This window comes from Methylobacterium sp. WL1, from assembly GCF_008000895.1.
Classification (GTDB): Bacteria; Pseudomonadota; Alphaproteobacteria; order Rhizobiales; family Beijerinckiaceae; genus Methylobacterium.
On record NZ_CP042823.1, the window covers coordinates 3,393,263 to 3,420,258 of the forward strand.

Here is a 26,996-nt window from a genome sequence, read left to right on the forward strand (position 1 = left end):
CGGCCATCGGGGTGTCGCGGATCCAACCTTATCGGGCCCGGCCGCTCACCCGCGTGCCGGGCCTCTCTCATCCAGACCATACGAAAGGGACCGCCATGGCCAACATCACCGCCGCGATGGTGAAGGAGCTCCGGGAGAAGACCGGCGCGGGCATGATGGACTGCAAGGGCGCGCTCAACGAGACGCAGGGCGACATCGAGGCGGCCATCGACTGGCTGCGCAAGAAGGGCCTCGCCAAGGCCGCGAAGAAGGCCGGCCGCGTCGCCGCCGAGGGCCTGGTCGCCGTGGAATCCGCCGGCCATCACGCTGCGATCGTCGAGGTCAATTCCGAGACCGACTTCGTCGCCCGCAACGACGCCTTCCAGGCCTTCGCCCGCGAAGCCGCCAAGATCGCCCTCAACACCGACGGCACGCTGGAGGGTCTCCAGGCCGCCCATTTCCCGGGCGCCACTGAGACCGTCTCGGAGAAGCTGCAGAGCCTGATCGCCACAATCGGCGAGAATATGAACCTGCGGCGGGTCGCCAAGCTCGAGATCAAGAAGGGCGTGATCGCCTCCTACGTCCACAGCCAGGTCTCCGACGGCCTCGGCAAGATCGGCGTGCTGGTGGCGCTCGAGTCCGAGGGTGACGTCGAGGCCCTGTCGGCGCTCGGCCGCCAGATTGCCATGCACGTCGCCGCCACCAACCCGGTGGCGCTGGACGCGTCGGGCGTCGACGCCGCAACCCTGGAGCGCGAGTCGAACATCCTGCGCGAGAAGAACGCCGGCAAGCCGGATCACGTGCTCGCCAAGATCGTCGAGAGCGGCCTCAAGAGCTACTACAAGGAGGTCACCCTCCTGGAGCAGCCCTTCGTGCACGACGGCTCGAAGACGGTCAGCCAGGTGCTCAAGGAAGCCGCCGGCAAGGTCGGCGGCGCCGTCGCCCTGACCGGCTTCGTCCGCTACGCCCTGGGCGAAGGCATCGAGAAGGAAGAGGGCCCGGACTTCGCCACCGAAGTCGCCCAGCAGGCCGGCCGCGCCTGATCCTTTTCGGACCCTTGGGTTCGGAAATTCGAAACCCCGCCCGGCGCGAGCCGGGCGGGGTTATTTATGGGTGGGGCCACGATTTGAACGACGCGGCTTGGCGGTTCCAGGGCGGTGGCGGGCTCGAAGCGTTCCCTCGACACCGATCGATTGCTGCCCTCGAGCGGACGCTCATCGCGGCATCTGATGCACCGTGTCGACGTCCAGCACGCGCCTCTACTTTGTCGGCGGGTCCAGCATCACCCAAAGGCGCGTAATCCGACCCTCGACGATTTCCGCAACGTCTGAGCCGTTGAGGGTGACCGGGCCATCCTGTGGGCCGGCATGCCAGCGCAGAACGCCGAACCCGTGATGCCCGGTCGCAGCGCCATCAGGCACGAAGCGGAAGTTTGACCCGAACTCCTCGAGGAGCTTGCCGGCGACGGCGGAAATTGCGGCGCGTCCCCTGACGACGTCGGCCGGTTCATACATGACCGGATCGGCAACGAAGAGTTCATCCAACGCGTGATCACGCTTGGCGCTGTCGCGTTCGTTGAACACCCGTTCGAGGTTCGCCCGAAGTAGGCGGTCGTAGTCCGGTTCATTTGGCTTCAATGCAGTCGTTCCGTCCGGCACGGCACTTCCTTTCGCGGTGGCAATCCGGGTTGCGAGCGTAACCTCGGATACGGCGAGTTAGAAGGTCCGGACGGGGTCTTGCGAAGAACTGAAGTGCCTGCTTCGGTCCGAACCTTGCCTATGAGCGGCCGGGCTGATCTCCGCCCATCGCTGCCCATAAGACGCTGCGCGGGCTGCGTTCGGATCCTCATCCCCGACGCCCCGTGCTGCAGCGCACACGCGATTCGATACGGCCGCGCTACATGCCGTCCATGGCTTTGAAAACCTTCTCCTACCTGATGATCGGCGTGTTCGCGTCCGGTTTGGTCATGACCCTTTTGGGCTCCGTCGGATTGTTCGCCGGGAGCTGAAACACGGCGCCGGCGTGAACGCTTCAGTCATGCCGGCGCTAGATCGATCCAGGCGCCCCCGTCCCAGACCCGGACCCGGACGGTGGCGCAGCCCTCCGCGACGATGATGCGATTATAGGAATTGGGCTCGTTGCCCCGCAGGCGCGTCGAGGTCGCCGAGCCGGCCTGAATGGTCAGCAGCCGCCCCGGGCGTGCTGGGACCAGAGTCCGGTCGAGCGTATCGGGGACTGATCCCCCTCCTTCCGCGTAGCGCGCATAGTGCCGATGCAGGTGGCCGGCGAGCGTCAGCCCCACGCCGCACCGGCGGAACAAGGCCAAGGCCCGGTCGGCGTGCCCGACCGTGCGCGTTCCCGGGTCCCAGGGCGGCGGCAGGAACGGGTGGTGGCCGACCACGATCTTGAACAGCTGGTCGGGCATCGCACAGAGACGGGCCTCCGCTCGGGCGAGCTGGCTGCGGCGGATCACGCCGTGCGACCAATTCGGCTCCGGCGCCCAGCGCCGTGCGGTGTTGAGGCAGACGACCCCGATCTCGGCGTCCTCAAAGCACGGCTCGGTCTCGGCCGCGATGGCGCGCCGATAGCGCGTGAACGGGGACACGAAGCGCTGGACCAGCCGGAACGGCGAGATGTCGTGGTTGCCCGGCACCCCGATCCAAGGCGTCTTCAGGCGATGGAGGAAGGCGCGGGCCTGCGCGAATTCCGACGGCCGTGCAGCCATGGTGAAGTCGCCAGACGCTACGATCAGGTCCGGCGCATCGGCGTTCAGCTCGTTGATCAGGGCCTCCGCCACGGCCGGGTCGGTACGGCCGAAATGCAGGTCGGAGATGTGACTGATCCGTCTCACCGGCGTTCGCCCATCCCGGGGACGATTACGGTCAGCGCCCGCCGGTGAATCCGGTAGCGCAGCGGAGTCGGGAGCAGCATCACCTCGCCGTCGTTCATGACCCGCAGCGCCCGCGTCTCCGATGCGATGGTCAGGTTGGCGGCCGGCAGCCGTTCCACGTCCGGCAGCCGCCGCCAGTCGCCCAACGCGAAGCCGAGGGCGAGGCGGAGGGTTCGCACCAGCGAGAGCTGCGACAGGACGTAGAGGGTGAGCTGCCCGGCATCGTTCGGTGACCGCACCAGAACGTGGCCGGGCCGCTCGGCATAGTCGCCGATCACCACCGCCAGCAGCCGGAACCGCCAGGTCCGCGCTACGCCGTCGATCGTGCCGGTCACGGTCAGCCGCGGATAGCGTACGAGATGGCGCAAAACCCCGTGGATCCAGCGCAGCAGGCTGCGCGAGCCGAGTTGCCGGCGATGGACTTCCCGGTGCCGCGTCACCCGCGCCGGCAGGCCGAGCACAGAGTTGATCAGGAACGTGCGGCCATTGACCTCACCGACGTCGATCCGCCGCCGGGTGCCCGAGACGAGGGCCGCCACCGCGGCATCGATATCGAGCGGCACGCCGAGATCACGGGCCAGGAGATTCAGCGTGCCGAGCGGCAGGATGCCGAGTGGCGTCGCCTTCCCGACGAGGGCGGCGGCCGCGCACGCGATGGTGCCGTCGCCACCAGCGACCACCAGGGCGTCGATGCCCGGCTCCGACGCTGCGGCGGCGATCCGTACCGGCAGAGCCGCCCCGCGGTCGGCCTCCCCCAGGGGCTCGATCCCGGCCGCCACGAGCTTCTCCCGGATCGCCTCCGGCGTCGTGCCGGACGCCACGGCCCCGGACGCGACGTTAATGACGAGTGCGATGCGCATGAAATCCCGGGTGTTCATCCCGATGGCGTGCCCCGCTCCTCTGCCAAAGCTGCACGTCGATCGCGTGTCGGTGGGACTTCGTCCCCGTGATCCCCGCCGGGATCGACGTCCGCCCCTCGACGCCGATCCCGCGGCTGACGTAGAAGCCTCGCGGGTTCGGGTGATGCGGTATGGAACCGGAGATCGAGATGCCGGAAGCGACGCCGTTTCGCCGTATCCTCCTCAAGCTGTCGGGCGAGGCCCTGGCCGCCCCGGACGGCTACTGGCTCCATCCGCCGACGCTGGCGGCGCTCGCCGAGGACATCGCCCGCACGATCGAGTCCGGGGCCGAGATCGCCATCGTGGTCGGCGGCGGCAACATGATCCGTGGCGCCCGCATCTCGGCGGCCGGCTGGATCGACCGGGCCACGGGTGATTCCCTAGGCATGATGGCCACCGTGATGAACTCACTGGCGATCGAGACCGCGCTCAACGCTGCGGGCGTGCCGGCCCGGACCATGTCGGCGGTATCGATGCCGACGATCTGCGAGACCTATGCCCGCCAACCGGCCCTGCACCACCTCGACAAGGGTCAGGTGGTGGTCCTGGCCGGCGGAACCGGCAACCCGTTCTTCACCACCGACACGGCCGCGGTGCTGCGCGCCGCCGAGTTGCGCTGCGACGCCGTGCTCAAGGCCACGCAGGTCGATGGTGTCTACTCGGCCGACCCCAAGAAAGACCCGCACGCCACGCGCTACGACCGCCTGACCCACGACGAGGCGATCGCCCGCGACCTCAAGGTGATGGACACCGCAGCCTTCGCGCTCGCCCGCGAGAGCCGGCTGTCGATCGTGGTCGGCTCGCTGCATCCGCCGAGCTCGATCGCCGGGATCCTGTCCGGCGAGGCACCCTCTACCCTCGTGGCGCCCTGATCCGGCCCGGGACGCGCGCTCCTCGACGCGCATCGTTGGTGTCCAAAAACAGGTCGTCACCTTTCGGGACGATGCTCCAGAGGTTTGCGGCACCGGGAAAATTCCGCCATTGAGGCCGCGACTGCCCGTACCGGGCGAGAAGACGACGTCAGATCTGTCGGGACCACCACCATGGCCACACCGGAATTCGACCTCAACGACATCAAGCGCCGCATGCAGGGCGCGGTCGCGTCGCTCTCCAAGGATCTCGGATCCCTGCGGACCGGACGCGCCACGCCCTCGCTGCTCGATCCGATCCAGGTCGATGCCTACGGCTCGTCGATGCCGATGGCGCAGGTCGCAACCGTGAGCGTTCCGGAGCCGCGGCTCCTGTCGATCTCGGTCTGGGACCGTAGCATGGTCACCGCCGTCGAGAAGGCGATCCGCGAATCCGATCTGGGCCTCAACCCGCAGACCGAGGGCCAGACCATCCGGCTGCGCATACCCGAGATGAACGAGCAGCGCCGCAAGGAGATGGTCAAGGTCGCCCACAAGTACACCGAGGAGGCGCGCGTCGCCGTGCGCCACGTCCGCCGGGATGGGCTCGACCACCTCAAGAAGCTCCTGAAGGACAGCGCCATCTCGGAGGACGACGAGAAGCGCCAGGCCGCCGACGTCCAGAAGGCGACCGACCAGTACATCGCCGAGATCGACGGCGTGCTCGCCTCGAAGGAGAAGGAGATCATGCACGTCTGAGGCGAAGGCCGAGACGCGCGTGACCCCCACCGCCCCACCGGCCGCACGCCCCTCCGGGCGGCGCGAACTCTGGCTGCGCGTCGCCTCGGGCGTGGTGCTCGCCCCCGCGATCCTGGCGGCCCTCGTCTATGGCGGCTGGCCGTTCGCCGGGATCTGGCTCGCTGCCGGCATCATCGGCTTCGCCGAGTGGATGGTGATGAGCCGCACCGAGCCGCGCGAGGTGCTGATCGCGCTCGGCGCGGCGACGCTCGCCGCCCTCCTGCTGTGCCAGCGTGGCGGCGCACCCGCCCTCGCCTGCATCGCCGTCCTGCTCCTCGGGGCCGCGGCCTGCGCCACGGTGGCCCGCACCGCCACCGGCCGCCTGCGTGCGCTCGCCGGCGTACTCGGGGCGGCCGCGATCGCCTCGGTGCCCGTGGCCCTGCGCGACGATCCCGGGATCGGCCTCATTGGCCCGGCCTGGATGTTCGCCGTGGTCTGGTCCACCGACATCGCCGCCTACTTCGCCGGCCGCAAGATCGGCGGCCCGAAGCTGATGCCCCGGGTTTCGCCCAACAAGACCTGGTCGGGCGCCATCGGCGGCCTGATCGGCGCCGTCGTGGCCGGTTCGCTTGCGGCCATGGCCGCCGACCTCGCCGGTCTGGAACTGCCGAGCGCCGCTTCCTTGCCGATGGTCGCCGGGGTGAGCGCCCTGGCCTCCGTGCTGAGCCAGGCCGGCGACCTTGTGGAGTCCGGTCTGAAGCGCCGCTACGGGGTCAAGGATTCGAGCAAGATCATCCCGGGCCATGGCGGCGTTATGGACCGGCTCGACGGGTTTTTCGCAGTCGCCGTGCTGGCCGGGCTCTATCTCGCCCTGCGCGGGAGCGGCCTGATCCCATGACGCTATTCCATGACGATGAGGGAGTTTCACCCGTGACCCAGATCGTCACCGTGTTCGGCGCCACCGGCTCGATCGGCTGCTCCACCGCCGACCTGCTCGCCCAGCATCCGGACCGGTTCCGCACCGGCGCCGTCGTCGGCGGTCGCGACGCCATCGCGCTGGCCAAAGTCGCGCGCGAGCTCGGCGCATCCTTCGCGGCGCTGGCCGACGAGACCGCCGGCCCGGCGCTGGCCGAGGCGCTCTCGGGCAGCGGCATCGCCAACGGAGCCGGCGAGAGCGCGGTGATGGAGGCCGCCGCCCGGGACGCCGACATCGTGGTCGCCGCGGTGAGCGGCGCCGCCGGTCTGAAATCGACCCACGCCGCGCTCCGGCTAGGCCGCAAGGTCGCGCTCGCCAACAAGGAGAGCCTGGTCTGTGCCGGCGACGCCTTCATGCGCGACGCCGCGCGCTACGGCGCCACGATCCTGCCGATGGATTCCGAGCACGACGCCCTGAGCCAGGCGCTCGCCGGCCGGCCGCTGGCGGATGTCCGCACCATGATGATCACGGCGTCCGGCGGCCCGTTCCGGACCTGGACCCGCGAGCGGATCGCCGCCGCCTCCGCCACCGAGGCCGCGGCCCATCCGACCTGGTCGATGGGCATGAAGATCAACATCGATTCGGCCAGCCTGATGAACAAGGGTCTGGAGCTGATCGAGGCCCACCACCTGTTCGGCATCGAGCCCGAGCGCCTGGACGTGGTCGTGCACCCGCAATCGGTGATCCACGGCCTCGTCTACTGGCTCGACGGCGCCGTGACCGCGGAGCTGGCCCTGCCCGACATGCGCGTGCCGATCTCGCATTGCCTCGGGCTCGGCGACCGCCTGACCATCGCCCGGGGCCGGCCCCTGGATCTCGTGAAGCTCGGCGCGCTGACCTTCGAGGCGGCCGACGAGGAGCGCTTTCCGTGCCTGCGCATCGCCCGGGCGGCGCTGGCCGCTGGCGGTGCGGCGCCCACCGTGATGAACGCGGCCAACGAGGTGGCGGTGGCAGCCTTCATCGCCGGCCGGATCGGATTCTACGGCATCAGCGACATCGTCGAGCGGGCCTGCGAACACTTCGCCGGCCCGTACCGCACGGCACCCGCCGACGTGGACGAGGCGCTGGCTATCGACGCCCATGTCCGAGTCTGGAGCGCCGAGGCGCTGCCGGAGTTGCGCGCAGCCGGCTGAACGAACGTCGCGTGGGAAGCCGCTTCCGCGCTTCCGGCATCCCGTTGACGGCAGGTGGCGGAGACGCCTAACAACGACGCCATGCGCCGGTGCCTGCCCCAGACGGTTCAAGGCCGCGCGATCATCGGGATGGTCGCGCTCTACGCGCTGTTGCTTCAGGCTTTCCTCGGCTTTGCGACGCCGGCCCGCGCGGTCGGGCTGCCCGGTGCGGTCCTGTGCGCCGAGCACGGGTCGGGGGCGCCGGACGACGAAACTGTCGCGCACCACGCCCATCCGTGTTGCACGCTCGTGCAGGCCGGAAGCGTCGCGCTGCCCGTGTCCGAGCCGGCGGTGGTCGCGTGGCCGTTCGCGCCGGCTTCGCGCCTCGCCTGGCAGCCGGAAGCCGAGCGCCCGAAGACGGGCCCGCCGCGCACCGCCACCTCCGCCCGAGGTCCGCCCGCCGCCTGACGATCCCGCTTCCCGATCGTTCAGGCCCGGACCGTTCCCATGTCGATTCTTCTGCACGGCGATGCCCCAGCGTTCGGGGCCGTCGCCGCTCTGCGCGCATCCCGCGAGGCCGTCTATCGTGCCGTGTGGCGCTGGCACTTCTACGCCGGCCTGCTGTGCCTGCCGTTCCTGATCACCCTGTCGGCCACCGGGGCGCTCTACCTGTTCAAGGACGAGATCAACGGCAGCCTGTTCGCCTACCGGACCCGCGTGGCCGTCCAGGCGACGGCACCGCTCGGGCCGGACCGCCTGATCTTCAACGCCCTGCAGGCCGAACCGGATGGGGTACCGGTCTCCTATGCGGACCCGGCCGCACCCGACGCATCGGCGGTGGTCACGCTGTCCGAGGGGGGACGCAAGCGCCTCGTCTACCTCGATCCCTATACCGGCTCGGTGCTCGACCGTGTGGATCGCGACGGCGAGTTCATGATGGTGGTGCGGCAGCTGCACAGCCTCAGCTATTTCGGCGCCTTGGCCAACGCGGTGATCGAAGTTGTGGCGGGCTTCGCCATCATCCTGGTCGTCACCGGCCTGTACCTGTGGTGGCCGCGCGGCCAGGGCGGCGGCATCGTCAGCCTGCGGGGTACGCCGCGCCGCCGGGTCTGGTGGCGCGACCTACACGCGGTGACCGGGCTCGTGGCTGGCAGCGGCCTGCTGTTCCTGGCGATCACCGGATTACCCTGGTCGATCTGGTGGGGGCAGCAGCTCCGGACCTGGTCGAACGCCGCAGGCCTTGGCCAGCCGGCGATCCTGTGGGCCGGCAAACCGGTCTCGAGAGTGCCGCTGCGCGCGCGGCTGCCGGATGCGGGCTGGACCTTGCAGGATGCGCCGGTGCCGCGCTCGCTGCCGGCTGGGCGGACGGCTGAACCGATCGGGATCGATCAGGCGGCGGACATTCTCACGCGGCTCGGGATGGAGCGGGGCTACGAACTCGCGCTCCCGGTCGGAGTCGACGGGGTCTACGCGGCCGCCGTCTACCCGCACGACGTCGCACAGCAACGGATGATCTCCCTCGATCAGTACACCGGCGCACCTTTGGTCGACGTCCACTTTGCCGACCTCGGCTCGGTCGCGCGCGCGATCCAGTATGGGATCGGCATCCACAAGGGAGAGCATTGGGGCCGGATCAACCAGTTCGCCATGCTGGCGTTCTGCCTTGCCACGATCCTGCTCGCCGTCACCGCCGCCACGATGTGGTGGAAGCGGCGCCCAGCCGGCGGACTCGGTGTGCCGCCCTGGCCGCGGGACCGGCGGGTGGTGGCGACCGTCGCCCTGGTGATCGCCGGGCTCGGCGTGCTGTTTCCCCTGACCGGACTCGCGATCCTGGGCATGCTCACGATCGACTGCGCCGTTCAGGTCGCCCACCGGCGTAGGACCGCCTGACTCCAGACTGACGGGCTCGACGCCCGTGACGACCGATTTCGCGCATCCTGGGACGCGTACCCGATTCCTCGGAGCCGGGCTGATCCTGCTCGCCCTCTGGGTGCAGGCGCTCGCCCCGATGGCCGCTCTGCGGATGGCGTTGACCGCACCCGGGATGCTGCCCGGGGCGATCCTGTGCGGTCACCCGGCGGGAGACGACGCGATCAGCGCCACCGTGGAGCAACCGGTCGCGCCCCCGGCCTGTGAGGTCTGTCGGCTGTGTCGCGCCGGGATCGTCCCCCCGCCCCTTACGGGCAGCCCCACCGTCGCCCGGCCGCTGCGCTGGATCGCGGTGGCGTGGCCGATCCCGCCCCCATCGCGGCCGGACGCGCCACAGCGCATCACCGGCCAACCCCGGGCGCCGCCCCTCATCGCCTGATCACGTGCGCTCCCGTGCGGCGACTGTGCCGTCCGGTCCCCAGATCGATCAGACGAGAATTCAGGATGTTGATCCACCAGAATGCCGCGCGGTTCGGCGCGTTGGCCCTGCTGTTCGGCGGCGGCGCCCTCCCCGCCTCGGCGCAGCAATCCGTCACGCTCGACGAACTCTCCGTAGAGGGTGCGGCCAATCCCGGCTCCGGGCGGACCGCCATCGCGTCACCCTTCGGCATCGCCGCCCCTCCCGGCTCGGCCCCGTCGGTCATCGAGCACCCGGTCGGCCAGGTGGTCACCGGGATCGGCCGCGAAAACACTATCGCCGATCGCCCCGCGACCAGCATCGGTTCGGTGCTCGCCAACAGCCCGGGCGTCACCGTCCGCCAGGGCAATGGCGGGCGCGACGTGATCATCTCGATCCGGGGAAACAATGCCCGGTCCACCGGGGTGATCAAGAATACGGTGGTGCTGGAGGACGGCTTCATCCTCACTCAGCCCGATGGCGCGTCCCGCTTCGACTTGACCGACCCGCGGGCCTACAGCCGCATCGACGTGTTCCGCGGACCGCAATCGCCCCTGTTCGGCAACTATGCCACGGGCGGCGCCATCGCGTTCCGCACCCGCACCGGCCGCGAGATCGACGGCTACGAGATCGGCACCGACGCGGGCAGCTTCGGCTACCTGAACACCTACTTCACCGTCGGCAAGGCCAGCGGGCCGTTCGAGATCAGTCTGTTCGCCAGCGACGTCCGCGCCAACGGGTATCAGGATCATTCGAGCTTCAACACGCAGACCATCAACCTGCTCGCCAGCTACACGCCGACGCCGGACAACCGCTTCACCCTGAAGGTCATCAACAACAACCTCGACACGAATCTCGCGGCCCGCTCCTCCCTGGCGCAGTACCGGATCAATCCGTACCAACGCGGCTGCGCGGCGGCCGCGATCGCTGCCCCGGGCTGCACGACCTTCAGCCTGTTCCGCAACGGAGCATTCGGTGCGACCGTGCCGGTCACCGCCGACGAGGGCGCGTTCGGCCGCAAGGACCGGCGCACGGTCGTGGCGGCACGCTGGGAGCACGACATCGACGCGTTCACCACCTGGCGCACGCAGCTCGGCTTCGACGAACGCAACTTCAACCAGCCGTTCTACACGACCTCGGGCCGCGGCTCGTTCCCGGCCTGGAACTTCCTGACCGACCTGACGCGGCGCGGCGACCTGTTCGGCCTGCCGGCGGTGGGCTACGTCGCGCTCGCCTACAACACGATCGACAACCACAGCACGACCTACAACCGGGCGCCCTATGGCGGCCCGAGGCTCGGGGCGCTGATCGGCGTCCAGGACGCGGTGCAGTCGAATCTCGGCGGGCGGGCGCGGCTGGAGCTCGCCCTGTCTGACCGGTGGACCGGCGTGCTCGGGATCAGCGCCGAGGGCACAGCCATCACCGGCCGCAACCTCGCCTACAGCTACACCGCCGGGGGAGCGACCCGGACGGTGGCGGATGCCGACCGCAATTTCCTGAACGTCGCCCCCGAGATCGCGCTGGTCTACCGGCCGGACGAGACCTGGGCGCTCCGGGGCCGGGTCGCCACCGGGTACACCACGCCGGCCGCCAGCAACCTGTTCGTCACATCGGCCGGCCTGCCGGGCAACAACACCCAGCTTCAGACCCAAGAGAATCTCGGCTTCGACCTCGGGGCGGATTGGAGCCCGACCGAGACGTTGCGTTTCAGCGTGACCGGCTTCTACGAGTTCTTCCGCAACGAGCTGGTCTCGCAATCGCCGGGCGCTGGCCTGTTGTCCTACACGTTCAACGCGCCGGCCTCAGAGCATCGGGGCCTCGAGGTCGGGGCCGACTGGGCCTTCGCGCCGGGCTGGCGTGGGGTCCTGGCCTACACGTTCGATGACCAGATCTACACGCGCTACACCGAGCAGCTGAGTGCCGGCAGCTTCACGCGCCGGTTCGACCGGGCGGGCAACCAGATCCCCGGCGTGCCGGCCCACCAGCTCCTGGCCCGGGTCGGCTACGACGTGCCGGCGGGGCCGCTGGCCGGGCTCGGGGCGTTCGTCGAGACGGTGGTGCAGGGCGATTTCTACATCGACAACGCCAACCAGCTGAAGGCACCCGGCTTCGCGATCGTCAACGCCAACGTGCACTATGCGACGGAGCTGACCGGCGGCTACGCGAAGCGGCTGAACCTCTACCTGGAGGTGCGCAACCTGTTCGACACGACCTACGCCGCATCGGCCCAGACGATCGCCAATTCACTTAGCGGCACGACCGGCCTCCAGAACGGCGCCGCCGTGCTGGCGACCACCACGGGGTCCGTGTTCGCAGGTGCGCCACGCAACATCGTCGGGGGGATGCGGCTGGCATTCTGATAACTGCGTCCACCGCTCGGCCTTGGTGGCGCGGCCATGCGTGCCATAAGTTCTCGATCGGGCGTCGGGGGAATCAGGGATTGGGTCGCGATGGCGGAAGCACCGGCGCGGTGATCGGATGAGGCGGCGCAGCGTCCTTGCCGGGTTGTCGTGGGCCGCTGCGGGATGGCCGCTGGCTGCACCGGCCGAGGAGCAAGCCCGGGTGACGGCGCTCTGGCCGTTCGCGGACGGCGGCACCGAGGGCCGCACCCTCTCGGCCCTGTTCCGGGCGGCCCTGCGCGATCACGGCCGCGCGGACTTGCGCGTCGAGGACCGCTGGGGTGGGGCGGATGTGGAGCATACCCGCGCGTTGGCGGCCGAGATCGTGAAGTCGGAGCCGCGCGTGATCTTCGCGTTCCTGAACGCGCAGCTCTCCGCCGTGTCGTCCCTGACCCGAACGATTCCGATCATCTTCGTCGGTGCCTCCGACCCGGTCGGGTCCGGATACGTCGCCAGCCTTCAGAGACCGGGCGGCAACGTCACCGGCTTCACCCTGTACGAGGCGTCCCTGGCCGGGAAATGGCTGGCGGCCCTCAAGGAAGCGCTGCCGACGATCAGACACGTCGTGCTCTTGTCCAATGCCAACACGGAAATCCGGCGCGGCAACTTCTATTCCGAGGCGCTCCGGACGGCGGCGGCCTCCCTCGGCATCGAGACGGATGTCGTCATGGTCAGCCATGCCGACGCGATCGAGCCGCTCGTCGCGGATCTGGGGCGCCGGGGCGAGGCCGGGCTGATCGTGGCCCCGGGGACGTTCAGCGAGGCCAACGGTGACCGCATCGTCGCTCTGACGGCTCAGCATCGCGTCCCGGCGGTATTCGCGATCCGGCGCTTCGCGCATCGCGGCGGCCTGATGTCGTACGGTCCCGACCCGGCGGATGCCGTGCGCCGCGCAGCAGCTTACGTGGATCGCATCCTCCACGGCGAAAAGCCCGCGACCCTGCCGGTGCAGGCGCCGACGAAGTTCGACTTCATCGTGAACCTGAAGACGGCACGGACACTGGGACTGGAGATCTCGTCGGCGCTGCTCGCCCAAGCGGACGAGATCGTCGAATGATGCGGGTGGACCCTGTCCCTGCGCCTGCGGGCCTGGAGATCCGGGCCCGACGCTTCCGCCTGCCGCTGGCGGCGAAGTTCGCGGTCGCCTTTGTGGGCCTCGTGACCCTGGTGCTGCTCATCAACGGCGTGGTCGACCTGCTGCTGAATTACGGCGACGCCAAACGAACCGCGATCGAGGTTCAGCGCGAGAAGGCGCACGCGGCTGCCGAGCGGGTCGAATCCTTCATCTCCGAGATCGAGAGCCAAATCGGCTGGACCACCCGGGCCGAATGGCGCCGCATCACTCCGGAACAGCAGCGCTACGACTTCATCCGACTGCTGCGGCAGGCGCCCGCGATCACGGAGGTCGCCTATCTCGATCCGAGCGGCAGGGAGCAGCTGCGGATCTCGCGCCTGGAACCTGACGTCGTCGGCAGCGGCAAGGATTTCTCGACGGCGCCACGCTTCATCCAAGCGCTCGCCGAGAAGGTCTGGTTCGGCCCGGTCTATTTCCGGCGGGGATCCGAGCCGTACATGACCGTCTCGGTCGCCCATACCGGGCGCAACCCCGGCGTCACCGTGGCCGAGGTCAACCTGAAGCTGATCTGGGACGTGGTCAGCAGCATCCACAACGGCGCGGGCGGCTACGCCTTCGTGGTGACAGCCAGCGGGCGGCTGATCGCGCACCCGGATCTGAGCCTCGTCCTGCGGGACACGGACCTCTCCACCCTGCCGGAGGTCGCGACCGCCCTGGCGGCCCGCCGGACCGGCGCCAATCCGGACACGACGGATTACGGGATCGCCACCGCGTTCGACGGTGGCTCGGTGCTGGCGGCCCATGCCGCCATCCCGCGGGTCGACTGGATCGTGTTCGTGCAGGTGCCGCTGAGCGAGGCGATGGCGCCGCTCTACGCCTCAGTGGTCCAGACCCTAGCCCTGATGGGTCTCGGCGTGATGCTTGCGACGGTCGCCGGGACCTTCCTCGCCCACCGCCTGGTCGTGCCGATCCGCCAGCTCGAGGACGGCGCGGAACGCTTCGGATCCGGTGACCTGTCGGAGCGCATCGTGATCCGCACCGGCGACGAGATCGAGACCCTGGCCGACCGGTTCAACCTGATGGCGAGCCGCGTCCAGGAATCCTACGAGACCCTGGAAGCCAAGGTCGAGGAGCGGACCCACGACCTCAACAAGTCCCTCGACGATCTTCACAAGGCGCAGGACCGGCTGGTCCAGTCCGAGAAGCTCGCCTCTTTGGGGCAGCTCACCGCGGGGATCGCCCACGAGATCAAGAACCCCCTGAACTTCGTGAACAATTTCGCGTCCCTGTCCTCCGAACTTGTCGAGGAACTGCAGGAGGCGCTTCAGCCCGCCGCGCTCGATCCGAAGATCCGCGAGGAGGTCGACGAGATCGCCGATCTGCTCAAGGGCAACCTCGGAAAGGTCGTGCAGCACGGCAAGCGCGCCGATTCAATCATCAAGAACATGCTGCTGCACTCCCGTTCCGGGTCCGGCGAGCACCGCATGGTCGACATCAACGCCCTGGTCGAAGAGAGCCTGAACCTCGCCTATCACGGCGCCCGCGCGGCCCAGCCGGACTTCAACATCACCCTGAACCGCAATCTCGATCCGGCGGCCGGCGCCGCGGATGTTTACCCGCAGGAATTGACCCGCGTCCTCTTGAACCTGATGTCGAACGGATTCTACGCCACCGAGAAGCGCAAGACCGTGGAAACCGGGCCGGGTTACGAGCCTTCCCTGTCGGTGACGACCCGCGATCTGGGCGAGAGCGTCGAAATCCGTGTGCGCGACAACGGCACCGGCATCCCGGACAGCGTCAAGGCCAAGATGTTCGATCCGTTCTTCACGACCAAGCCGGCCGGAGAAGGTACGGGCCTCGGCCTGTCCCTGAGCCACGACATCCTGGTGAAGCAGCATGGCGGGGCCATCGACTTGGCCACCGAGGCCGGCCAGTTCACCGAATTCACGATCACGCTGCCGCGCGACGGCGCAAAGGCCGCGCAGCTGATCGTCGCCGCGGAAAAGAGCGAGCCATGAACGTCATCATCCTCGTCGTGGACGATGAGCCCGATGTCACCGACCTGTTCCGGCAGCAGTTTCGCCGCGAGTTGCGCGCCGGGCGTTTCGCTATGGAATTCGCGCATTCGGCTCCCGAGGCCCTGGCCTGCGTGAAAGCCGCGGACGGAGCCAGCCTGATCCTGATGTTCTCCGACATCAACATGCCGGGCATGACCGGGCTGGAGCTCCTCCCGCTCGTTCGGGCCGCACGCCCCAACGTCCCGGTGATCATGATCACGGCCTACGGCGACGCGGAGACGCGCGAGAAGGTCCTGGCGGGCGGCGCGGTGGATCTGATCACCAAGCCGATCGACTTCGACCTGCTGCGGGGTGAGATCGACCGTCGCCTGGCCTCCATCGCGGGGACGGCATGATCGCCGAGGCACCGCCGGCAAAGATCCTGGTCGTCGACGACGAGCCGGATCTCGAGGCGCTGATCACCCAGAAGTTCCGCCGTCAGATCCGCGACGGCCAGGTCGGATTCCTGTTCGCGCATGACGGCAACGAGGCCCTCAACCTGCTGGCCGAGAACTGCGACGTCGACATGGTCGTATCCGACATCAACATGCCGGGGATGGACGGGCTGACGCTGCTCGCCAAGCTGCAGGAATCCGACGACAAGCCCTCGACGATCATCGTCTCGGCCTACGGCGATATGGCCAACATCCGCACCGCCATGAATCGCGGGGCGTTCGACTTCCTCACGAAGCCGATCGATTTCACCGATTTCGAGACCACCATCGCGCGGACGCTCCGGCACGTCGGGACACTGCGCGAGGGTCGCCGGAGACAGATGCTGGCCGAGCGCGCGCACGCCTCCCTGGCGCGCTACTTTTCGCCCAATCTCGCCGAACGCCTGGCCGGCGACGCGTCGGGCCTGGAACTCGGCGGCGCGCGGCGCGAGGTGGCCTCGCTGTTCACCGACATCGCCGGGTTCACCAGTTTGGTCGAGAGCCTGGACCCGACCCAGCTCGCCGAAATCCTGAACGGTTACTTCGCCGAGATGACCGATCTCGTGTTCGCGCACGAGGGCACGGTCGCTAAGATCGTCGGGGATGCCATCCACGTCCTCTTCGGGGCCCCCGGCGACCAACCGGACCATGCCGCGCGGGCGGTCGCCTGCGCGCTCACCCTCGACACCGCCTCCGAGGCTTTCCGGGCCCGCTGGCGGGACCGGGGGATCGAGATCGGCGCGACCCGGATCGGCGTTCATGCCGGGCCGGCCATCGTGGGCAATTTCGGGGGGGGCCGGTATTTCGACTACACGGCCTACGGCGACACCATCAACACGTCCGCACGTCTCGAGAACGCCAACAAGGCTTTCGGCACGCGGATCTGCGTCAGCCAGAGCGTGGTGATCCGGACGGAGCAGTTCCGCGGGCGCCCGGTCGGCGATCTCGTCCTGCGCGGCAAGCAGGGGGCGCTGCGTGCGTTCGAGCCGTTGACCGAGGCTGAGTACGACGCGGCGATGCTGGACCGTTATCTCGATGCCTTCGCCAAGCTGGAGGCGGGTGAGGCCGGCGCCATGCCGGCTTTCGCAGCCTTGATCGGGCTTCGGCCCGACGATGCCCTGTCGGCGTTCCATCTCAAGCGCCTGCTCAACGGCGCGTCCGGAACGCGCATCGAAGTCCGTTGAGCCCGATCATGCCCTCGACCCGCAGTCCGCGATGGCCGACACGCGAAACACGGTTCTCTGTCAATCTAGCAGCAGGCGGGATGGCGCGTCCTTCGATCGGCCGACCGCGCGACTGCCTCAGCCGGAGTTCTCCGGGAATACGCGCATGAGGCGACGCGACGTCCTGGTGGGCCTCGGAGGCGCCATCGCCTGGCCCGCGGCCGGATGCGGCCAGACTTCGGCTCGGCGCCGTCTCGGTGTCCTCCTGGTCTACGACGAGGGTCATCCGGATGTGTCGATCATTGTCGGCACGCTCAAGGACAGCCTGCAGAAGCTCGGCTGGACCTGGGGCCAGAACCTCGCCGTGGACCTGCGGTACGGCGACGGCGACAGCGCGAAGATGCGCCGGCAGGCCGACGAGATCCTGGCGGCCAAGCCCGATCTGGTCTTCGCGCAAGGTGTCGTCGGGACGACGGCCCTTCAGCAGGCGACCACGACCACACCGGTGGTGTTCATCCAAGCGCAGGATCCGGTCGGCGGCGGCCTGGTTGCCAGCCTGTCGCGGCCCGGCGGCAACCTGACCGGGTTCACAAATTTCGACTACACATTCGTCGGAAAGTGGTTGCAGCTCCTCAAGGAACTCAGCCCCGGCGTGACGCGGGCGCGCGCCATCATCAATCCGGATTACCGCACGCGGTTTGCCGGCTACAGTGCCGAACTCGCCCGGATCGGCCCGGAACTTCACATCCAGGCCGAGGCCAGCGGCGTCCACGACGCGGCCGAAATCGAGCGGGCGATCACCACCTTCGCCGAGGAACCTCATGGCGGTCTGATCGTGCTGCCGGATGCGATCACCGGAGTCTACAGCCGGCAGATCATCGACTTGACCGCCCGGCATCGCATGCCTGCGGTCTACGCCTACGCGGCCCAGGTCCGCATGGGCGGGCTCGCGGCCTACACGACCAGTGTGGCCCGGGACGTCCAGCAGGCCGCCGGCTACATCGACCGGATCCTGCGCGGGGCGTCCGTCGGCGACCTGCCGGTGCAGGCGAGCGAGCGCTTCATGACCCTGATCAACCTGAAAACCGCCGCGTCCCTCGACTTGACGATCACGCCGTCGCTCCTCGCGACGGCCGACGAGGTGATTGATTAGCACAGATGGTGGTTTCGGGCGGCACCTGGCGCGCACTTAACCGCGCGACACCGCGATGATCGACACGATGTCCGCAGGCGCCTCCAACCATGCAGAACGCCGCGCATTCGTGAACGGCACGAACCGGTCTCGTGGTTCTCCTCCAGCTCTTTGTCCTGGACGGAACCCGCGCACATGAGAGATTATTCCGGTACGCCGCTTTGTCCTGCAAGTCCGACCACGAACATGACGACTGACGTAGAGACAGCGACTGCAACTCCGGCGTCGAACCACATTTCCCTAAACTCGTTCTTGCTTCGTACCGATAAGGAAGTCCGCATGAAGGCGATTTCAGCGACCGTTTTGGGTCTGGCGCTCCTCAGCGCCGTGGCCCCGGCCTTGGCCCAACCCTATGGCGGCCGAGATTACGGCTACGACCGCGGCGACTATGACCGTCGCGAACGGGACTACGATTCGCGGGACCGCCGTGATTACGGGCGGGATTATGATCGTGCACCCCGCGGCGGACGAGGCGATTATGCGTTCGACGAGATGGAGTATCTGCGCTGCAATCCGGACGTCCGCCGTGCGGTCATCAGCGGGCAGGTAAAGTCCGGTCTGTATCACTACCGGAAGATCGGAATGGCCGAAGGCCGCCGTCTCAGCTGCTGATTGGCAGCAAACGCGCTGCGGCTCATAAGCCGGCCGATATAAAACGCGGCCCCTTTTCTTGGGGCGAACTGCTGGCCCCGGACCTCCGCGTCACTGCGGGATCCGAGGCCATCTTGATCGGCGCGCCATTCAACATGCTGAACGACGCAGCCCGAAGAGGCTCGATCGTTACTTGCTGCTTCCGCCACCGCCGCCGCCCTGGGGTACGGCGCGCTCGGGCTGGTTGGCATTTCCGGCGGACGAGGAGCTGTTGGACCGCGTATCGGCCGGCTGACCTGTAGGCGATGCCGTCACGGCGGCGTTGCCGCCGGTGGTGCTGTTCTGCGGCGCCACGACGCCCGGCGTTCCAGGGGCCGCGGGCGCGGTGGCAGGGGCCTGTGCAGACGCTTGCCCGGCAAGGAAGAGGCTGGCGACGGCCGCAGCCGTGAGAACGCGAATGGGCATCGTTTATCCTGATTGACCGAAGTCTTTGGGAACGCACTCACACGCCCAACGGTTCAAAAGCCGGCGCAACAAGCAGAACGCGCAGTAAACCTGCAACCATGCGTCGGGCGGTTCCACCCAAATTTGCATCCGGAGCGGGTCCGACAGGTCGGAGCCTCTAAGGCCAAGCCGCCTCAGATCAGATAGACGGTGCCGTGGTTCTCGAAGGGTTTCGGACAGTCGTTCTGGTCCATCAAGCGCTGGGCCTTCGCTAGCATCAGGTGACGCGCGACGGCCAGGACCGCCAGGGTCATCCGCTGTCGCGACAAGTTGGACTTCTGCGATCTCGGTCGCCGACGCGGTGCGCCAAAGATTCGAGAGCAAGAAAAACCCCGCGCGGCAGATGCCGGCGGGGCTCAAGGAAAATGACGCTCGGTGCGTTACGCCGGCGACCGATCAAACGATAGCAATACCAGTCACCGAAGTAAATCTATCCTGATGACTACCCGAACGAAATATTTGCCACAAATTTTTTGTGATCACCAGGGATTATTCCGACCTCAATGACACGGAATAGCTCATCTGTGCTGAGGCGCTCGATCCTTCGATCGAGAGCCTCCTCAGGACTGGGCCTTCAGGTAGGCGATCACGTCGTTGATCTTTTTGTCGTCGGTGAAGCCCTGGAAGATCATCTTGTTGCCGGGAACCTTTGCCTTCGGGTTCTTCAGCCACTCGTGAAGGTTGGCCTCGTCCCAGGTGAGGCCGGAATTCTTCAGCGCGGCAGAGTAATTGTAGCCCTCGTAGGTGCCGGCCTTGCGCCCGACCACGCCCTTGAGATCCGGACCCACCCCGTTCTTCTGGAAGTTGTGGCACGCCTTGCAGGGGGCGAACGCCTTCTCGCCGGCAGCCGCGTCACCAGTCTCCTGGGCCTGGGCCGAAAGCGGGATCAGGGCGGCGAGAACAGCGCCGAGAACGAAAGAACGCATGGATTTCCTCTTCGGCCAGGCGGGACGGATGGCGATGCGAAGCCTGGCGCAGTGAGGTGTTGACGTCCGCTCAAGCCGCTTAATCCGGCGCTCGGCTGGAACGCCGATTAAAATTATTCAAAGCCGAGATGCAGAAAACTCATTCCGGAGGTGTGCAGGAAACCTGCTGTCAGAGGCCGCAACATCGGTCGACAACCCGCTATCCGGCACCCAACCGGCTGGCGAGGTGGTGCGGCTCGCTCAATAGGTTCAGCGCGAGCGCTCGCTCGCGCCCTTCCTAGATGTTTGGTCCCGCCGTGTAGTGATACATCTGGTGCCACATCGAGGGACGCGCTGTGGGACAGATTCTCCACGGCAGCGCCACAACGACAGAGACGGTCCGTCGGGCAATCCAAGCTCGTAAAGAGAGCGTGAGAGCCGCCGCGAAGCACTCTGGGATCAGCCCGACCACCGTGCAGAAGTGGCGGTCGCGTCCGTCCTGCACCGATGCGCGGATGGGACCGAAGGAGCCTCATTCCACGGTGCTGAGCCTGGAGCACGAAGCGGTCATCGTTGCCTTTCGCCGGCATACCCTGCTGCCACTGGATGACTGCCTCTACGCGCTTCAGGCCAGCATTCCGCACCTGACCCGCTCAAGTCTGCACCGCTGTCTCCAGCGTCACGGCATCAGTCGACTGCCGGAAATAGACGGCGACAAGCCCAAGCGTTCGCGCGCCAAAGCCTACCCGATCGGCTACTTTCACATCGACATCGCACAGGTCAGCACCGAACAAGGCAAGCTCCACCTGTTCGTTGCCATCGACCGCACGAGCAAATTTGCCTTCGTTCAATTTCACGAGAAGGCAACTCAGCGGATCGCAGCGGCCTTTCCACGCGATCTGGTCGCGGCCGTGCCCTACACGATCCACACGGTCCTGACCGACAACGGCATTCAGTTCACCGACAACAAGCCGGTGAACGCGGAGGCCGAAGCGAAGGCGGCCGCCTACTGGGCGACCCAGGACGGGCCGCGCCTGTACCGCTGGCATTCGTTCGAATGGGCCTGCGAGCAGAGCAAGATCGAGCATCGCCTGACCAAACCACGCTGCCCGTGGACGAACGGCCAGGTCGAGCGGATGAACCGCACCATCAAGGACGCCACGGTCAAGCGCTACCATTACACCGACAACGACGAGCTGCGCCGCCACCTGCAACTGTTCGTGGAGGCCTACAACTACGGTCATCGGCTGAAGACCCTGCGAAGCCTCACCCCCTACGAACTTATCTGCCCGACCTGGACGAAAGAGCCCGGACGCTTCAGGCTCGATCCGTCACACCACATGCCGGGAGCAAACATCTACCCCAACGGTGTAGAAGATTGCGCCGGTGCCGCACCAGTCTGACTCAAAGTGCGAGCACCTATGCAATTTAGGCAGCTCGATGATTTTGGTGACCCGCTGCGACCCGGCATTTCGCTGTCGGAGTGAACCCTCACCAAGCCGCGACCCGTCCTCCGGAGCCGGACGTTCCGCAAAGTGCCCATCTTGTTCGGTTAGGCCACCGGACGTCACACCCGGAAGCAGACCTTGCCTGGACGGAGCCAAGGTGCTGCAGCAAATCGACTATCGACGCCGGCGCCGATAGTCGATTTGCCGCTCGAGCACGCGGGGCGCCGGCGGTGCGCGATCGTCCTGCGTCGTTGGGTGGATCACCAGCCCAGGCGAAAGCTTGTCGTCCCGGCGTGCGGTTGCGTCGGAGAGCGGGGAGCGGGATGGCGACGAAACGCGCTCGCTGCTCTCGCGACACCCAATGCCGGGCGTCCTCGATCCAGGGGACGCCGTCCATGTGGGTGAAGCTCTCGGTCCCAATGCGGTTGATCGCACCCGGCGTGCGGCAGATCCCCCAGCCCGCCGCGCCGAAGACGAAACGGGACGGTCCGTCGATCGCGCGGCCGTCGATCAACGAACGCTCCGAGTGGCCGAAGCAGTCACCGTCAGCGAGTAGCCCCGCGGCTGCGTCCATGGCTGCGCCGCTTGAACGGGAACCGTAGCGGGACCGCTCGATTGACCGTGCGCGTACGCTGCATCCTCCGCCTGTCCGGGAGGAACCACGCGACCGCCCCCACCCCATCGTAGGATCCCGGTTCGGCTGCCAAAGGGGGTGGGTCGGAACGTCGGTCCGGAGCGTCGTGCATGGAACACGGTTTGGCGACGGCGGTCCTTTGCGTCGTCGGTGGCGGCATGGCCGCTCAGGTTCTCGCGGCCCGACTGCGCATCCCTGCCATCGTCATCCTGCTCGCGCTCGGCTTCCTGGTCGGGCCGGTGCTCGGGCTGCTTCATCCAACGCACGATTTCGGCCCGAACCTGCGCCCCCTGATCGGCTTGGCGGTTGCCATCGTGGTGTTCGAGGGCGGTCTCGCCCTCGATTTCCGCGAGTTACGGGCGTCCGGCGAGGGGGTGCTACGGCTGACCGCCTTCGCCTTGCCCATCAATTTCGTCCTGGGCACGCTCGCCGCCCACCTGATCGGGGGGATGTTGTGGGGGCCGGCATCCGTGTTCGGCGCCATCCTCGTCGTCACCGGGCCGACCGTGATCCTGCCGCTCCTGCGCCACGCGCGACTGGAGAGGCGCTCAGCCGCCTTCCTGAAGTGGGAGGCCATCGTCAACGACCCGGTCGGAGCCATCCTGACCGCGGTCGTCATCGAGATGCTTGTGGGCGTGCCCCGCGCAGCCGGCGAGGATCCGGCAACGGCGCTCATGCTTCACCTCGCCGAGGGGGTGCTGGTGGCAGGTGCGCTCGGCGTGGGTTCGGCACTCCTTGTCGCTTGGGCGTTCCGGCGCGACCTCATCCCCGAGACGCTGAAGACGCCCGTGCTGCTGGCACTCGCGCTCATCGCCTACGTCGTGCCGAACCTGCTCATGAACGAGGCCGGGCTGATCGGTGCGACCGTGTTCGGCATCGCGCTTGCGAACCGGCACGTGCCGGGTCTGGCCGAACTCCGTCGATTCAAGGAAAGCCTCGTCGTCCTGCTGGTGTCTTGCCTGTTCGTGGTGCTGACCGCCGACCTCGACCTCGCGGTCCTTGGAAAGCTGTCGGCACCCATCCTCGGGTTAACGGCCGCGATCCTGTTCGTGGTTCGCCCGGCGGCGATCTGGTTGGCCACGTTGCGCAGCGACCTGTCCCGGCGCGAGCGCCTGTTCGTCGGCTGGATCGGGCCGCGTGGCATCGTCGCGGCCGCCGTCGCCGGGCTGGCCGGTCCCCGCCTCAGCGAGGCGGGGTACGCCGGAGGCGACCTGATCCAACCCACCGTGTTTTCAGTCATCGTCGCGACCGTGCTCGCCCACGGCTTCTCCCTGGGCCCACTCGCCCGCAGGTTCGGCCTGTCGACCGCGGCCGATACGCAGCGGCTCGCCGTGGTCGGGGCATCCCCATGGGCGAGCGACATGGTGATCGCGCTGCATCGGGCCGGCGTACCGGTCGTAATCATCGACATCTACCCCGGCGCCATGCTGGCCGCCCGAGACGCGGGGGTGCCGACGCTGCAGGCGGAACTCCTGTCCCGATCCGCCGAGGAAGGGATGGCCGACCATCCTCCGGACCATCTGCTCGCTGCGACCCGGGACGAGCTCTACAACGCCCTCGTATGCACGCGGCTGGCCCCGGAGATCGGTCGCGAGCGCGTCTATCAGGTCGCTCCGTCCGAAAACCACCTGCTGCACGCCGACACCGGTGTCAGCCGGGATGCCCGCGGCAAGGTCTTCGGGGATGCGGACGCCAGCTTCGATGCGCTGGCCGGACGGCACGAGGCCGGCTGGCGGTTCCTGGTCGCCGGCCCGGACGCCGTCGAGCAACCGGACTGCATCCATCTGCTCGCCATCAAGGCCGACGGGAGCCTCGAATTCTTCTCGGTCGATCACGAGGAGAACGAGGTCGGCGAGGGCGATCGGGTCCTGATCCTGCAGGCGCCAAGCCGGACGGAAATCGACGCCGATGACCGACCCGCCATGCTGTTTGCCTGAACGGTCGTGTCCCCTGCGGGATCGATCCGTCCCGATTCCGATGCTTCGACCGCGCGCCGCAGGAAAGACCCGCCGACCGGTGTGGGGGATCCAGTCGGCCCGCGCCCATCCGCGGTGGTTCCCGCGATGTGGGGGTCTGGGCGGAACAGACCACGCCCGCCGCGCAGTCCCGTCACCATCGTAGGCAATCCCATGCCCGCAGATCGCCCGTGCCGGCCGGCTACGCCCGCCGGCGGGGCTGACGGCCGGCGGCTTCCAACGGCCGCGCCGCGCGTTCGAACTCGGCCCAGGGATCGCGCTGAAAGGCGGCGAGGCGGCTTGGCAAGTTCATGACGTCGAAGCGCGCGCCAGACCCCAGCGACGGAAGCTCGTCCCAATCGACGGGGACGGAAACCGGCGCGCCGGGGCGGGCACGGGTCGAGAAGGCCGAGACGGCGGTCGCGCCCCTCTGGTTGCGCAGGTAGTCCACGAAGATCCGGGCGTCCCTGGCCTTCTTGGACACGGTTGCGACGTAGAGGTCGGGCGCGTCCTTCGCCATCTCGGATGCGATGCGCTGCGCGAAGGCTTTCGCCTCGGCCCACCCGGCCTTCGGCTCGATCGGGACGACGACGTGCAGCCCCTTGCCGCCGGTGGTCTTCACGAACGTGGCGAAGCCCGCCGCCGACACCCGTTCGCGCACCTCCAGGGCGCCGGCGACCAGATCGCACCACCCGATGCCGTCGCCCGGATCGAGGTCGAAGATCAGGCGGTCCGGCCGTTCCGGGTCCGAGGCCGGCGCACCCCAGGGGTGGATTTCAAGGACGCTCCCCTGGACCAGCGTGCGCAGGCCTTCGCGATCGCGGATCACCACGGCCTTCTCGTCACCCACGACCCGGAGGTACCGCTCGTCGAGCCCGGCCCAGCCGTGCTTCTGGTAGAAGCAGGACCCGAGGCCGTCGGGGCACCGGAGGAGCGACAGCGGGCGGTCGATCACATGCGGCAGCATGCGGTCGGCGATCTCCGCATAGTACGCGGCGAGACCCTCCTTGGTCAGGCCGACGTCGGACCAGAGGACGCGATCGGGATGCGTCAGCGTCACGGTCTCTCCTGGCGCCTTCCGCGTGCTTGCCTTCGGGGCCGCAAGCGTCTTCTCCCGTACGACCTCGTCCGGACGCACGTCGCTCCGGAGGGTCTTGAAGGAGGCATGCCGCAGCTGATCGTCGCCCGTCCACCCGCGGAACGTTACCTCGCAGACGAGCCGGGGTTCGACCCAGCGGGCGTTGCGGCGCGCAAGCGGCGGCAGCTCGGCTTCGAAGGGCGGCGCCGGGATGCGCAGCGGCTCCAGTTCGGTCCAGAGATCCCGCGCGACCGCGTCGCGGAAGCCGGTACCAACCCGCCCGACATGGACGAGGGTGCCGTCCGCGTGCGTCCCGAGGATCAACGACCCCACAGATCGCGCCGCCGTGGTCGAGGGCATGTAGCCCGCGACGACGAACTCCTCGGACCGGGTGCATTTGATCTTGCGCCAGGCATCGGTCCGGCCCGACCGGTAGGGCGCGTCCGCCCGTTTGGCGACGATACCTTCCAGACCGAGCCTGCAGGCGTGGCGCGCCATGGCCGCGCCGTCGGCGGCCAGGTGCTCGCTGAACCGGATTGGGCCGCCCGACTGGGCGTCGTCGAGACTCTGCAGCAGCAGATCCTTGCGTTCGGTCAGGGGCAGCTCCCGTATATCCCTGCCGTCCAGGTACAGGAGGTCGAAGGCGTAAAAGACCGCCGATGCGGCATCGCCCGCGGCGAGCGATCGCTGCAGCGCAGAGAAGCTCGAAACGCCGCCCGCCGTCTCGACGACGATCTCGGCGTCGATCAGGGCGGAGGGCAGCTTCATGGCCTTCAGGGCCTGCGCCGTCGCTTCGAACTTCGCGGTCCAGTCGAGGCCCGAGCGCGTCAGGAGCTTCACCGAGCCCCCGTCGATGCGGGCCTGCATGCGGTAGCCGTCGTGCTTAATCTCGTACAGCCACCCGTCGCCGGTGGGCACGTCGTCGACGAGGGCCGCGAGCGCGGGCTCGACGAAGGGCGGCAGGATCGCCTTGCGGGCGCTCTTGGACCGGCTCGTGGGCGGTTTCGTCCTCCGCGCGGCAGCCACCTCGGCGCGGGCGGCGTGATCGGCCCTGACGCCCCCGCCCTCGGCGAGATCCCGGTTAGTCCGCCCCGACAGGACGGAGGCTTCGTGCGCGACAAGGATGTCGCCCTCACGCCGGGCGTGCTCGTCGTCGGCCTTCATGAGAAGCCACGGCTGCTTCTTCTCGCCGCCGCGCCCCTTCATCCGCACGAGGTGCCAGCGGCCAGCGAGCCGCTCGCCGTGCAGGGCGAACTCGAGGTGGCCCTTCGCCAGCCCGGCGGCCGGATCGCCGACCGGCTCCCAGGAACCGGTGTCCCAGACGATCATGGTCCCGCCGCCGTACTGGCCCTTCGGGATCGATCCTTCCCAGGCCAGGTAATCGACCGGGTGATCCTCGGTCATGACGGCGAGCCGCTTCTCGGCGGGCGACAGGCTCGGTCCGCGCGTCACGGCCCAGCTCTTCAGCACGCCGTCCATCTCCAGACGCAGGTCGTAGTGCAGGCGCCGCGCGTCGTGCTTCTGGACGACGAACCGCGCGCGCGCCGCCTTGCGGCCGCGCTTCCCCTGGGGCTCGGGCGACCCCTCGAAGTCCCGCTTGGCCCGATACGGTTTGAGGAGCTCGGTCATCGCTTCCAGGAAACGGGACCAGTCGGATCGGGTTCCTGGGAGGCCGGGACGGCGGAGCGAACGACAATAATGGGCCCGTTATCCACAGGTGCCCCTGTGGAGGAACGAGTCGAGTTGGACTCTCGTTGAACCGCCAAGCTCCCGATCGCCGCATTACCGATGCA

Annotated in this window: 23 protein-coding genes; 17 read left to right on the top strand and 6 right to left on the bottom strand. The window is 68.1% G+C overall.

The window, feature by feature from the left end; translation table 11 throughout:
• Positions 1–95: 95 nt before the first annotated feature.
• A complete protein-coding gene (gene tsf / locus FVA80_RS16510; RefSeq protein ID WP_147908127.1) occupies positions 96–1,022 on the top strand; it encodes a translation elongation factor Ts in 927 nt (308 codons plus the stop codon).
• 216 nt (positions 1,023–1,238) lie between these two features.
• Here the strand turns inward: tsf and FVA80_RS16515 are convergent, their stop codons facing one another.
• The 3 genes from FVA80_RS16515 to FVA80_RS16525 form a co-directional block, all read right to left on the bottom strand.
• On the bottom strand, positions 1,239–1,637 hold the full coding sequence (locus tag FVA80_RS16515; protein WP_246691982.1) for a nuclear transport factor 2 family protein: 399 nt from the start codon (positions 1,635–1,637) through the stop codon (positions 1,239–1,241).
• Positions 1,638–2,014: 377 nt separating this feature from the next.
• Positions 2,015–2,830, bottom strand: coding sequence for a metallophosphoesterase (locus tag FVA80_RS16520; RefSeq protein WP_147908128.1), 816 nt, complete (start codon positions 2,828–2,830; stop codon positions 2,015–2,017).
• Complete coding sequence (locus tag FVA80_RS16525) at positions 2,827–3,729, bottom strand: diacylglycerol kinase family protein (protein ID WP_147908129.1); 903 nt, start codon at positions 3,727–3,729, stop codon at positions 2,827–2,829. The genes FVA80_RS16520 and FVA80_RS16525 overlap by 4 nt, the downstream gene beginning before the upstream one ends.
• A 188-nt stretch (positions 3,730–3,917) precedes the next feature.
• On the opposite strand from FVA80_RS16525, the gene pyrH reads away from it, so the two are divergent.
• From pyrH to FVA80_RS16595, 14 genes are all read left to right on the top strand, one after another.
• Positions 3,918–4,640, top strand: a complete 723-nt coding sequence (gene pyrH / locus FVA80_RS16530; protein ID WP_147908130.1) for a UMP kinase — start codon at positions 3,918–3,920, stop codon at positions 4,638–4,640.
• Positions 4,641–4,811: 171 nt separating this feature from the next.
• Positions 4,812–5,375 (top strand): ribosome recycling factor, encoded by a 564-nt coding sequence (gene frr / locus FVA80_RS16535; RefSeq protein WP_147855135.1) that lies wholly within the window; start codon positions 4,812–4,814, stop codon positions 5,373–5,375.
• A 19-nt stretch (positions 5,376–5,394) separates the two neighbouring features.
• Positions 5,395–6,252 (top strand): phosphatidate cytidylyltransferase, encoded by an 858-nt coding sequence (locus FVA80_RS16540; RefSeq protein ID WP_147908131.1) that lies wholly within the window; start codon positions 5,395–5,397, stop codon positions 6,250–6,252.
• A 32-nt stretch (positions 6,253–6,284) separates the two neighbouring features.
• Complete coding sequence (dxr, locus tag FVA80_RS16545; protein ID WP_147908132.1) at positions 6,285–7,463, top strand: 1-deoxy-D-xylulose-5-phosphate reductoisomerase; 1,179 nt, start codon at positions 6,285–6,287, stop codon at positions 7,461–7,463.
• 54 nt (positions 7,464–7,517) lie between these two features.
• Positions 7,518–7,910 carry a hypothetical protein gene (locus FVA80_RS16550; RefSeq protein ID WP_246691983.1) on the top strand — a complete coding sequence of 131 codons (393 nt, stop codon included), beginning with the start codon at positions 7,518–7,520 and terminating at the stop codon, positions 7,908–7,910.
• A gap of 39 nt (positions 7,911–7,949) precedes the next feature.
• Positions 7,950–9,332, top strand: coding sequence for a PepSY domain-containing protein (locus FVA80_RS16555; RefSeq protein WP_147908133.1), 1,383 nt, complete (start codon positions 7,950–7,952; stop codon positions 9,330–9,332).
• A gap of 25 nt (positions 9,333–9,357) precedes the next feature.
• On the top strand, positions 9,358–9,750 hold the full coding sequence (locus tag FVA80_RS16560) for a DUF2946 family protein (protein WP_147908134.1): 393 nt from the start codon (positions 9,358–9,360) through the stop codon (positions 9,748–9,750).
• Between the two features lie 65 nt (positions 9,751–9,815).
• Positions 9,816–12,128 carry a TonB-dependent receptor gene (locus tag FVA80_RS16565; RefSeq protein WP_147908135.1) on the top strand — a complete coding sequence of 771 codons (2,313 nt, stop codon included), beginning with the start codon at positions 9,816–9,818 and terminating at the stop codon, positions 12,126–12,128.
• A gap of 202 nt (positions 12,129–12,330) precedes the next feature.
• A complete protein-coding gene (locus tag FVA80_RS16570; protein WP_246691984.1) occupies positions 12,331–13,224 on the top strand; it encodes an ABC transporter substrate-binding protein in 894 nt (297 codons plus the stop codon).
• Positions 13,221–15,260 carry an ATP-binding protein gene (locus tag FVA80_RS16575; RefSeq protein WP_147908137.1) on the top strand — a complete coding sequence of 680 codons (2,040 nt, stop codon included), beginning with the start codon at positions 13,221–13,223 and terminating at the stop codon, positions 15,258–15,260. Before FVA80_RS16570 ends, FVA80_RS16575 begins: the two co-directional genes overlap by 4 nt.
• Positions 15,257–15,655 carry a response regulator gene (locus tag FVA80_RS16580; RefSeq protein WP_147908138.1) on the top strand — a complete coding sequence of 133 codons (399 nt, stop codon included), beginning with the start codon at positions 15,257–15,259 and terminating at the stop codon, positions 15,653–15,655. Before FVA80_RS16575 ends, FVA80_RS16580 begins: the two co-directional genes overlap by 4 nt.
• The gene (locus FVA80_RS16585) at positions 15,652–16,917 is read left to right on the top strand and encodes an adenylate/guanylate cyclase domain-containing protein (protein WP_147908139.1); all 1,266 of its coding nucleotides are present in this window, start codon (positions 15,652–15,654) and stop codon (positions 16,915–16,917) included. The genes FVA80_RS16580 and FVA80_RS16585 overlap by 4 nt, the downstream gene beginning before the upstream one ends.
• Positions 16,918–17,062: 145 nt before the next feature.
• A complete protein-coding gene (locus tag FVA80_RS16590; protein ID WP_147908140.1) occupies positions 17,063–18,049 on the top strand; it encodes an ABC transporter substrate-binding protein in 987 nt (328 codons plus the stop codon).
• 318 nt (positions 18,050–18,367) lie between these two features.
• The gene (locus tag FVA80_RS16595) at positions 18,368–18,700 is read left to right on the top strand and encodes a hypothetical protein (protein WP_147908141.1); all 333 of its coding nucleotides are present in this window, start codon (positions 18,368–18,370) and stop codon (positions 18,698–18,700) included.
• A gap of 617 nt (positions 18,701–19,317) precedes the next feature.
• On the opposite strand, the gene FVA80_RS31960 is transcribed toward FVA80_RS16595, so the two are convergent.
• The gene (locus FVA80_RS31960) at positions 19,318–19,452 is read right to left on the bottom strand and encodes a hypothetical protein (protein WP_281408649.1); all 135 of its coding nucleotides are present in this window, start codon (positions 19,450–19,452) and stop codon (positions 19,318–19,320) included.
• Positions 19,453–19,743: 291 nt separating this feature from the next.
• Positions 19,744–20,109, bottom strand: a complete 366-nt coding sequence (locus tag FVA80_RS16605) for a cytochrome c family protein (RefSeq protein WP_147908143.1) — start codon at positions 20,107–20,109, stop codon at positions 19,744–19,746.
• A 335-nt stretch (positions 20,110–20,444) separates the two neighbouring features.
• On the opposite strand from FVA80_RS16605, the gene FVA80_RS16610 reads away from it, so the two are divergent.
• Together FVA80_RS16610 and FVA80_RS16615 are read left to right on the top strand one after the other, a co-directional pair.
• Complete coding sequence (locus FVA80_RS16610; RefSeq protein WP_187193384.1) at positions 20,445–21,491, top strand: IS481 family transposase; 1,047 nt, start codon at positions 20,445–20,447, stop codon at positions 21,489–21,491.
• Between the two features lie 789 nt (positions 21,492–22,280).
• Positions 22,281–24,107 (top strand): sodium:proton antiporter, encoded by a 1,827-nt coding sequence (locus FVA80_RS16615; RefSeq protein WP_147908145.1) that lies wholly within the window; start codon positions 22,281–22,283, stop codon positions 24,105–24,107.
• Positions 24,108–24,327: 220 nt separating this feature from the next.
• On the opposite strand, the gene ligD is transcribed toward FVA80_RS16615, so the two are convergent.
• Positions 24,328–26,832: a DNA ligase D gene (gene ligD, locus FVA80_RS16620; RefSeq protein WP_147908146.1), complete on the bottom strand. Its 2,505-nt coding sequence runs from the start codon at positions 26,830–26,832 to the stop codon at positions 24,328–24,330.
• Positions 26,833–26,996 lie beyond the last annotated feature (164 nt).